General features: G+C 71.5%; 11 protein-coding genes. 10 read left to right on the forward strand and 1 reads right to left on the reverse strand.

Going from position 1 to position 8,499, the window contains the following annotated elements:
- Nucleotides 1–102: 102 nt before the first annotated feature.
- Nucleotides 103–762 (forward strand): L-threonylcarbamoyladenylate synthase, encoded by a 660-nt coding sequence (locus H5J29_RS12790; protein WP_181781160.1) that lies wholly within the window; start codon nt 103–105, stop codon nt 760–762.
- 191 nt (nt 763–953) lie between these two features.
- Complete coding sequence (locus tag H5J29_RS12795) at nt 954–1,838, forward strand: endonuclease domain-containing protein (RefSeq protein ID WP_181781161.1); 885 nt, start codon at nt 954–956, stop codon at nt 1,836–1,838.
- A 103-nt stretch (nt 1,839–1,941) separates the two neighbouring features.
- On the opposite strand, the gene H5J29_RS12800 is transcribed toward H5J29_RS12795, so the two are convergent.
- A complete protein-coding gene (locus H5J29_RS12800; RefSeq protein WP_181781162.1) occupies nt 1,942–2,634 on the reverse strand; it encodes a TetR/AcrR family transcriptional regulator in 693 nt (230 codons plus the stop codon).
- Between the two features lie 112 nt (nt 2,635–2,746).
- Here H5J29_RS12800 and glyA point away from each other — a divergent pair, with 112 nt between their 5' ends.
- The 8 genes from glyA to H5J29_RS12840 form a co-directional block, all read left to right on the forward strand.
- Nucleotides 2,747–4,036 carry a serine hydroxymethyltransferase gene (glyA, locus tag H5J29_RS12805; RefSeq protein ID WP_181781163.1) on the forward strand — a complete coding sequence of 430 codons (1,290 nt, stop codon included), beginning with the start codon at nt 2,747–2,749 and terminating at the stop codon, nt 4,034–4,036.
- A gap of 10 nt (nt 4,037–4,046) precedes the next feature.
- Complete coding sequence (locus H5J29_RS12810) at nt 4,047–5,276, forward strand: glycosyltransferase family 4 protein (protein WP_181781164.1); 1,230 nt, start codon at nt 4,047–4,049, stop codon at nt 5,274–5,276.
- A gap of 7 nt (nt 5,277–5,283) precedes the next feature.
- Nucleotides 5,284–5,736: a Cg1360 family ATP-synthase-associated protein gene (locus H5J29_RS12815; RefSeq protein WP_181781165.1), complete on the forward strand. Its 453-nt coding sequence runs from the start codon at nt 5,284–5,286 to the stop codon at nt 5,734–5,736.
- 246 nt (nt 5,737–5,982) lie between these two features.
- Complete coding sequence (locus H5J29_RS12820; RefSeq protein WP_181781166.1) at nt 5,983–6,228, forward strand: AtpZ/AtpI family protein; 246 nt, start codon at nt 5,983–5,985, stop codon at nt 6,226–6,228.
- Between the two features lie 64 nt (nt 6,229–6,292).
- Complete coding sequence (gene atpB / locus H5J29_RS12825; protein ID WP_181781169.1) at nt 6,293–7,066, forward strand: F0F1 ATP synthase subunit A; 774 nt, start codon at nt 6,293–6,295, stop codon at nt 7,064–7,066.
- A gap of 73 nt (nt 7,067–7,139) precedes the next feature.
- Entirely contained in the window at nt 7,140–7,355 is a 216-nt protein-coding gene (gene atpE / locus H5J29_RS12830; protein WP_312858185.1) for an ATP synthase F0 subunit C, read from the forward strand.
- A 42-nt stretch (nt 7,356–7,397) separates the two neighbouring features.
- On the forward strand, nt 7,398–7,958 hold the full coding sequence (locus H5J29_RS12835) for a F0F1 ATP synthase subunit B (protein WP_181781167.1): 561 nt from the start codon (nt 7,398–7,400) through the stop codon (nt 7,956–7,958).
- The coding region (locus tag H5J29_RS12840; protein ID WP_181781168.1) for a F0F1 ATP synthase subunit delta at nt 7,958–8,499 on the forward strand (542 nt) is incomplete at its 3' end. The genes H5J29_RS12835 and H5J29_RS12840, both read left to right, overlap by 1 nt.

Genomic DNA, 8,499 nt, shown 5'->3' on the forward strand with positions numbered 1-8,499 from the left:
TCGTGCGATGACGGTCGGGGTGCGCGGGGCGCGGTCGGTGCCGTTCGCGCATGTCGGTGGGGTGCGGGGGCGTCGCTGCGGGCGCGGTCGTAGGGTGCGTTCGTGACTGCTCCGGCCGCACCCGTCTACGACTGCTCCGATCCCGACACACGGGTGGAGGGCCTCGGCGCCGCCGCACGGGCCGTGCGGGCCGGGCGTCTCGTGGTCCTGCCGACCGACACGGTCTACGGCCTGGGCTGCGACGCCTTCTCCTCCACCGCCGTCCGCGCCCTGCTCGCCGCCAAGCACCGGGGGCCGGACATGCCGGTGCCGGTGCTCGTCGGCTCCTGGTCCACGATCGACGGCCTGGTGCTCGGCGTCCCCGCCACCGCCCGGTCGCTGATCGAGGCCTTCTGGCCCGGGGGGCTGTCGATCGTGCTGCCGCACGCGCCGTCGCTGGCGTGGGACCTGGGCTCCACCAAGGGCACCGTGATGCTTCGGATGCCGCTGCACCCCGTGGCCCTCGAGCTGCTGCGCGACGTCGGCCCCATGGCCGTGAGCAGCGCGAACATCTCCGGCCGCCCGCCGGCGAGCACCGCGGCCGAGGCCTTGGACCAGCTCGCCGACAGCGTCGCCCTCTACCTCGACGGCGGCCCGAGCGGCGACCCGGTCGCGAGCACCATCGTCGACCTGACGGGAAAGCAGCCCCGCATCCTCCGCGAGGGCGCCATCACGCGCGCAGACGTGGGCGAGGTCCTGGGCCAAGAGATCCCCCTGGGCTGACCCATCACCGAGCGATCACCGAGCTGATCAACAGGCCCTGAGGCAGGTTCGATCATGCGAGATCCTGCGTGAGGGTGTTCTCAGCCCGACAGGGCATGATCAACAGGCCCTGACGCAGGAAAACCGCGGTTCCCGGCGCCGGGTTCGCGCAAATCGGCCCGCGAACGCGCGGGATCGCTCAAGGTGCCGCCATGGTCAACGGCCCCTTCCGCGGCTCGGATGCGCTCCGCGCCGGTCTCGTCTCCCGCGGCGAGCTCGCCGGTCCGCGGTACACCCGAGTCTTCCCGGACGTGTACGCCCCGGCCCGGCCACTCACCTTCGAGGATCGCTCGCGAGCGGCGTTCCTGCTGGTGGAACGCCGAGGCGGAGTGCTCGCCGGGTACTCGGCGGCTCACCTCCTCGGTGCCTCGTGCGAACCACGCGACGCCCCCGCGGAGGTCCTCGTGCCCGTCCACCTCAAGCCGCTGCCCGGGCTGCTCGCGCACCAGGGCGCCACCAAGGAGATCGAGGACGCGGCCGGGCTGCCGGTCACCGATCGCGTCCGCACCGCGTGGGACCTCGGCCGTCGGCTGACGCTGCTCGACGCCGTCGTCGCGGTCGACGCACTCGCCCGGCCGGTGCGGCCCGGGATGCCGCCGCGCTTCGACCCCTTCGCCCTGCTCGACCGGCGTCTGGCCGAGCCTGGGGCGCGGAACTCCCTGCGCCTCGACCGCGTGGTCGCACTCTCCGACCCCCGCGCGGAGTCGCCGATGGAGACGCGGATGCGCCTGGCCTTCGTGCTCGGCGACCTGCGGCCGGAGGTGCAGTACGTCCTCCGCGACGCGTTCGGCGGGTTCGTCGCGCGGGTCGACCTGGCGTTCCCCCGCGCGCGGCTGGCGATCGAGTACGACGGCGACGCCCACGACGACGCACTCGACCGTGCGCGCGACGTCCGCACCGGTGCGCTCGGCTGGCACACGATGCGTTTCCAGGCGGCCGACGTGTACCAGCGGCCGGAGCGGATGGTCGAGGCGGTTCGGCAGCAGGTGGCGCAGCGGACCGCGATGGTCGTCGCCGAGCGGCTCGCCCGACGGTGAGCGTGAGGGCCTGATGATCATGTCTCGGAACGCCGAGAACACCCTCACGCAGGATCTCGCATGATCGAACCTGCGTCAGGGCCTGTTGATCAGCGGGGTCGGGTCAGGTGGTGGGGAGGCCCAGTTCGGCGGCCAGGCGGGTGGTGACCTGGTGGAAGTGGGCCTCGTGGTCCTGCACGACGTTGTGGGTGTGGCCGAAGAGCTCGAAGCTGATGGCGCCGAAGAGGCTGGACCAGGTGAGCACCAGGCGGCCGCCGAGGCCGGTGTCGGTGGGGAGGCCGAGCTCGGCGAGGAGGCCCGGGGTCACGACCGACGCGTCGTCGCCCGGCGGGGGAGTGAGGGAGCCCGCCTCGATGGCCTCCCGCACGATGTCCGCCAGCACGACCGCGACCCGGCCCGCGGGGGCGATCGTGTCCTGCGGGGCCTGGTAGCCCGGGACCGGCGAGCCGTAGAGCAGCGCGTACTCGTGCGGGTGCGCCAGGGCCCAGGTCCGGGCCGCCGAGCACGCGGCGTACCAGCGCTCCGTCAGCGACCCCGAGCCCGCCGCCTGCTCCACCGCCGCACCCAACGCGTCGTACCCCTCGACGATCAGGGCTGTGAGCAGGTCGTCCCGCGACGGGAAGTACCGGTAGACCGCGGACGAGACCATGCCCAGCTCGCGGGCGACCGCGCGCAGGGACAGGTCCGCGGCGCCGGAGGTGGCGAGGTGCGCCCGCGCGACGTCGACGATCTCGGCCGTGAGCTGGGCGCGGACCCGCGCGCGGGCGGTGCGGGGCGCCGATCGGGGGGCCGTCATGCGAGCCAGTCTCGCAGGAACAGAGCGATGAACACAACCGCGAGCACTGATCTGAAACGTGTGACCGGGTCCGCCTCCACACGCGAGGAACCCGCAGGTAGCCTGGTCCATCGTGAGCGAGCGCAGCGAAACCCCGTTCTGGGGCCCGGACTTCGGGGCCCTGCAGCAGGAGGACCCGGAGATCGCCGGTGTCGTCCTCGACGAGCTGGAGCGCCTGCGTGGCGGACTGCAGCTCATCGCGAGCGAGAACCTCACCAGCCCGGCCGTGCTCGCCGCGCTGGGGTCCACGCTCTCCAACAAGTACGCCGAGGGCTACCCGGGCCGCCGCTACTACGGCGGCTGTCAGGTCGTCGACGTCGCCGAGGAGATCGGCAACGCGCGGACCAAGGAGCTGTTCGGCGCCGAGCACGTCAACCTGCAGCCGCACTCCGGCGCGAGCGCGAACCTCGCGGCCTACGCCGCCTTCGCGAAGCCCGGCGACACCGTGCTGGCCATGGACCTCAAGCAGGGCGGCCACCTCACCCACGGCTCGAAGGTCAACTTCTCGGGCCTGTGGTTCAACGCCGTGAGCTACACCGTCCGCGAGGACTCCGAGCTCATCGACTACGACCAGGTCCGTGACCTCGCGCTGAAGCACCGCCCGAAGATCATCATCGCGGGCGCCACCGCGTACCCGCGGCTGATCGACTTCAAGCTCTTCCGGGAGATCGCGGACGAGGTCGACGCCAAGCTGATGGTCGACGCGGCGCACTTCATCGGCCTGGTCGCGGGCAAGGCGATCCCGTCGCCGGTGCCGTTCGCCGACGTCGTCACCGCCACCACGCACAAGGTCCTGCGCGGCCCGCGCGGCGGCATGATCCTCACCCGCGCCGAGCACGCGAAGGCGATCGACAAGGCCGTCTTCCCGTTCTCCCAGGGCGGTCCGCTGATGCACTCGGTGGCCGCCAAGGCCGTCGCGATGAAGGAGGCGGCGCAGCCGGAGTACCAGGCCTACGCCGGTCAGGTCATCGCGAACGCGCAGGCGCTGGCCAAGGGCCTCGAGGCGGAGGGCATGCGGGCCGTCTCCGGCGGCACGGACACCCACCTCGCGCTGATCGACCTGCGGCCGATCGGGGTCACCGGCAGCGAGGCCGAGGCGCGCTGCGACCTGTCCCGGATCACGTTGAACAAGAACGCGATCCCGTACGACCCGGCGCCGCCGATGAAGCCGTCCGGCGTCCGCGTCGGCTCGCCGAGCGTCACCACGCAGGGCATGATCGAGACCGACATGGCCGAGATCGCGACCCTGCTCGGTCGCGCGGTGAAGGCCGAGCACGGCACGCCCGCGGGCGACCGCGAGCTGGCCGACGTGGCCGAGGCCGTCTCGGCGCTGGTCTCCCGGGCCCCCGCGTACCCGCGCTGATCCCCCCGCGGTGACCCTGGCCCAGTCGAGCTTCGGCCTCGGGCTCCCGATCCGGGAGTACCTGCTGGTCGGGCTGGCTGCCGCCGTCGTGACGTTCCTGCTGGTCGGGCTGGTGCGGGTGCTCGCCCTGCGGCTGGGCGCGGTCGCCTGGCCGCGGGGTCGGGACGTGCACGTCACCCCCACCCCGCGGTGGGGCGGGCTGGCCATGTTCGGCGGCGTGCTCGCCGGGATCGGGCTCGCCGCCCAGCTCCCGGCCCTGCGGCTGGCGTTCGACTACTCGCGCGACGTCCAGGGCGTCCTGCTCGCGGCCGCCTTGCTGGTCGCGGTGGGGGCCCTGGACGACCGCTACGAGCTCGACGCGATCACCAAGGCCGCGGGCCAGGTCACCGCCGCGGGCGTGCTGGTCCTGTTCGGCGTGCAGTTCTCGGTGTTCTGGATCCCCTGGGGCGGCGGCGGGACCGGCATCTCCGGCTCCATCCTGTCCCTGGGGCCCGTCCAGGGTGTGGTGCTCACCGTGGTGCTGACCGTCGCGCTGGTCAACGCGATGAACTTCGTCGACGGGCTCGACGGGCTGGCCGCGGGCCTCGGCCTCATCGCCGCCACCGCGACCTGCGCCTTCGCGATCGGCCTCGTGCGGGAGAACGGCAACGACGCCGCCGCGTACCCACCCGCGCTGATGGCCTCCGTGCTGGCCGGGGCCTGTCTGGGCTTCCTGCCGCACAACTTCAACCCCGCCCGCATCTTCATGGGGGACTCCGGGTCCATGCTGATCGGACTGATGCTGGCGGCGGCGACCACCAGCGCGTCGGGCCGGATCCCGATCATCACCACCACGGACGGCTCCGACGTCCTCGCCCTGTTCGCGCCGCTGATCGTGTTGCTCGCGGTGGCGTTCGTGCCGTTCCTCGACCTGCTGATGGCGGTCGTCCGGCGCACCCGCGCCGGGATGAGCCCCTTCTCACCTGACAAGATGCACCTGCACCACCGCCTGCTGGAGATCGGCCACAGCCAGCGGCGGGCGGTGTTGCTCATCTATCTGTGGGCGGGGATCCTCGCGTTCGGCGCGGTGGCCCTCGCCCTGATCGACGATCCGGCCTTCGTCCTCTGGTCGGTCGCGTTCGGCCTCGGCGTGGCGGTGCTGGCCACCGCGGTGCCGCGGGCGCGCACGATCGGCCGGGCACGACCCGGACCCACCGGTCCCACAGGCCCACCGCGGCCGGGGGCCCAGACGCGGAGATGACCCTCGCATGACAAGCCCCGAGAACGACCCGGCTCCTGCCCAGGAGGACGCACCGCACGTCAGGACGGTGCTGCGGCTCGCGGCCGCGATGCAGCGCAACGCGGTGATCCTGGGGGTGGTCGCCAGCGTGGTGGCGCTGGTCCTGAGCGTGGTCCTGCGCGGCACCTCCGGCCTGATCGGCTCCGTGATCGGGGTCGTGATCGGGCTGGGGCTGGGGTTCATCGGCACCGGTGTCATGAAGGCCACGGCGCGGGCGACCCCGGGCGGGGTGATGGTCGGGGCCATGGCCTCGTTCGCCGGCAAGTTCGTGGTGCTGCTGGTGTTCCTCATCGTCTTCCGCGGGACCACCCTGTTCGACAACCAGACCTTCGCGTTCACGCTGCTGGGCGTGACCCTCGCCTGGATCGCGGGCGAGGTCGTCGGCTTCGTGCGGGCGAAGGCCCCGTCCGTGGACGTCTGAGGGCCCCGGATGCCTCACTCGTTGGGCTGAACGAGTGAACTTCACCAACCTGTCCGAGGTGTCAGAAAGGTCCGTGATCGCGCTCTCAGAGCGACGTGCGTCACAGGCTTCCGGAACTTCTACAGGCGATAGAGCGACGTCGGACGGGTTGCGACCTTCCGGAGGGTGAGGATCAGGGCCCGTAGGACCGTCACGGCAGGTCGTACCGGGTAAGTGGGGCGTAACCCGGCTGATATGGTCCCCGTGATGGAGCAGGAACAGCCGCGCGAGGTGAGCGGCCGACCCGGTGGGAAGCCCCCGCCGGACCGGACGCCGCCGCCCGCAGAGGCCTGGACCGCTCTGTCGCACCTCCTGACCGGGATCCTCCTCTTCGGGGCGATCGGGTGGGGTGTGGACGAACTGTTCGACCTACGGGGTTTCACCGTGGCCGGCCTGCTGGTCGGTGCGGCGGCCTCGATGTACTTGATCTACGTCAGGTACGTTAAGTCCTGATCGTCTCGATTCTGCCGAGCCCGGGAGACCCGGGCGGCGGAACCGAAAGGAGCATTGGGTGACCATGACGGCCACCGCCCCGGCACCGGGATTCGAGGCGCCCGGGGTCGACGCATTCCAGCTGCCGCCGCTCTTCGGCGACGTCACGAAGCCGGTCCTGCAGCTCGTGCTCGCGGCGATCATCATCGTCGTGTTGTTCCGGGTGGCGACCCGGAAGATGCAGCTGGTCCCGAGCAAGTCCCAGTTCCTGGGCGAGTCCTTCCACGGCATCGTCCGCAACTCCATCGCCCGCGACATGATCGGGCCGGAGTTCCTCAAGTACGTCCCGTTCCTCACGGCGCTCTTCGCGTTCGTGCTGGTGAACAACCTGTTCGGGATCATCCCGTTCCTGCAGTTCCCCACCTTCTCGCACCCGGGCGTGCCCTACGCGCTGGCGGGGCTGGTGTGGATCGTCTTCACCGTGGCCGGCATCCGGCACCACGGTTTCGGCGGGTACATGCGCATCTCGACCTGGCCGCCGGACGTGCCCTGGTGGGTGCGGATCATCCTCACGCCGATCGAGTTCCTGTCGAACATCATCCTGCGGCCGGTCACCCTGTCGCTGCGACTCTTCGGCAACATGTTCGCCGGTCACCTGCTGCTGGTGCTGTTCATCCTCGGCGGCGAGTACATGCTCGTCGTGGCGGACAGCATCCTGCTGAAGATCCTGTCCCCGTTCGCCTTCCTGATGGGCATCGTCTTCACGTTCTTCGAAGCGTTCATCCAGGTTGTCCAGGCGTACATCTTCGTGATGCTCACGGCGTCGTACATCGGCACCGTGCTCGCGGACGACCACTAGGTCACACCCCCCGTCCCAGACCCTTCGGATCCGCGGACAGTCCGCGGGCCGGATCGAAAGGAAAGCGGTAACCGTGAACATCGTCGGTAACCTCAACACCATCGGCTACGGCCTCTCGGCCATCGGCCCCGGTATCGGCGTCGGCATCGTCTTCGCCGCGTTCATCAACGGCGTGGCGCGCCAGCCGGAGGCCCGCGGCCAGCTGCAGGGCATCGCGTTCATCGGCTTCGCCCTCTCCGAGGCGCTGGCCATCCTGGGCCTGGTGCTCGCGTTCGCCCTGACCGCCTGACGGTTTCGTCCCACGGGTCGTCAGCGACAGGAGCACACACCCATGGAGTTACTCGCCGCGGAAGGGGAGCTGAACCCGCTCCTCCCGCACACGGTCGAGATCATCGTCGGTCTCATCGCCTTCGCTCTGCTGCTGTGGATCCTCGCCAGGACGGCGCTCCCGCAGTTCGAGAGGACCTACGCGGAGCGCACCGACAAGATCGAGGGTGGCCTCAAGCGCGCCGAGGAGGCGCAGGCCGAGGCGGCGGCCCTCAAGCAGAAGTACCAGGACCAGCTCGCGGGCGCCCGCGACGAGGCCGCGCGGATCCGGGACGACGCCCGGGCCGAGGGCCAGCAGATCAAGGCGGAGCTCCGGGCCGAGGCCGAGGAGGAGGCCTCGCGCATCCGTGCGCAGGCCGAGCAGCAGGTCGTGGCCCAGCGTGAGGCCGCGCAGCGTTCGCTGCGCGGGGAGATCGGCGGACTGTCCGCCGAGCTCGCCGAGCGCATCCTGGGCTCCGAGCTGGCCGACCCGAGCCGCCGGTCGGCGACGGTCGACAGCTTCCTCTCCGACCTCGACGGCATGGCTCCGGCCGGCCGCGCGACCGCAGAGAGCGGGGCGCGCTGATGGCACTCGTGCTGGCGGCCACCAGCCGTGAGTCCCTGGCCGCGGCGGAGGCGCTCTTCGAGGAGCGCCTCACGCAGCTCGCCGCGGGCGACCGGCAGAAGCTGGGCGAGGAGCTGTACGCGATCACCCGGCTGCTCGTCGCCGAGCGCGGCCTGCGGCGGGCGTTCTCCGACCCGGCGACCAGCCCCGAGCAGCGCGCCGGGCTCGCAGGCTCCGTGCTGACCGGCAAGGTCGGCGCGCCCACCCTGGACACGGTGAACGAGCTCGTCGGCCAGCGCTGGTCGGGCCCGGGCGACCTGGTCGAGGCGACCGAGTCGCTGGCCCGTACGGCCCTGCTGGCCGCGGCCGAGAAGCAGCGCGCACTCGACGACGTCGAGGACCAGCTGTTCCGGTTCGGCCGGATCCTGGAGCGCGAGCCGGAGCTGACCACCCTGCTCGCGGACGCCGACACCCCCGCCGAGAAGCGGATCGGGCTGCTCGACGGCGTGCTCGGCACCAAGGTCTACCCCGTCACCGCCGCGCTGCTCCGCGACCTGGTCCG

It is taken from the genome of Pseudonocardia pini (assembly GCF_013870575.1).
Taxonomy (GTDB): Bacteria; Actinomycetota; Actinomycetes; order Mycobacteriales; family Pseudonocardiaceae; genus Pseudonocardia; species Pseudonocardia pini.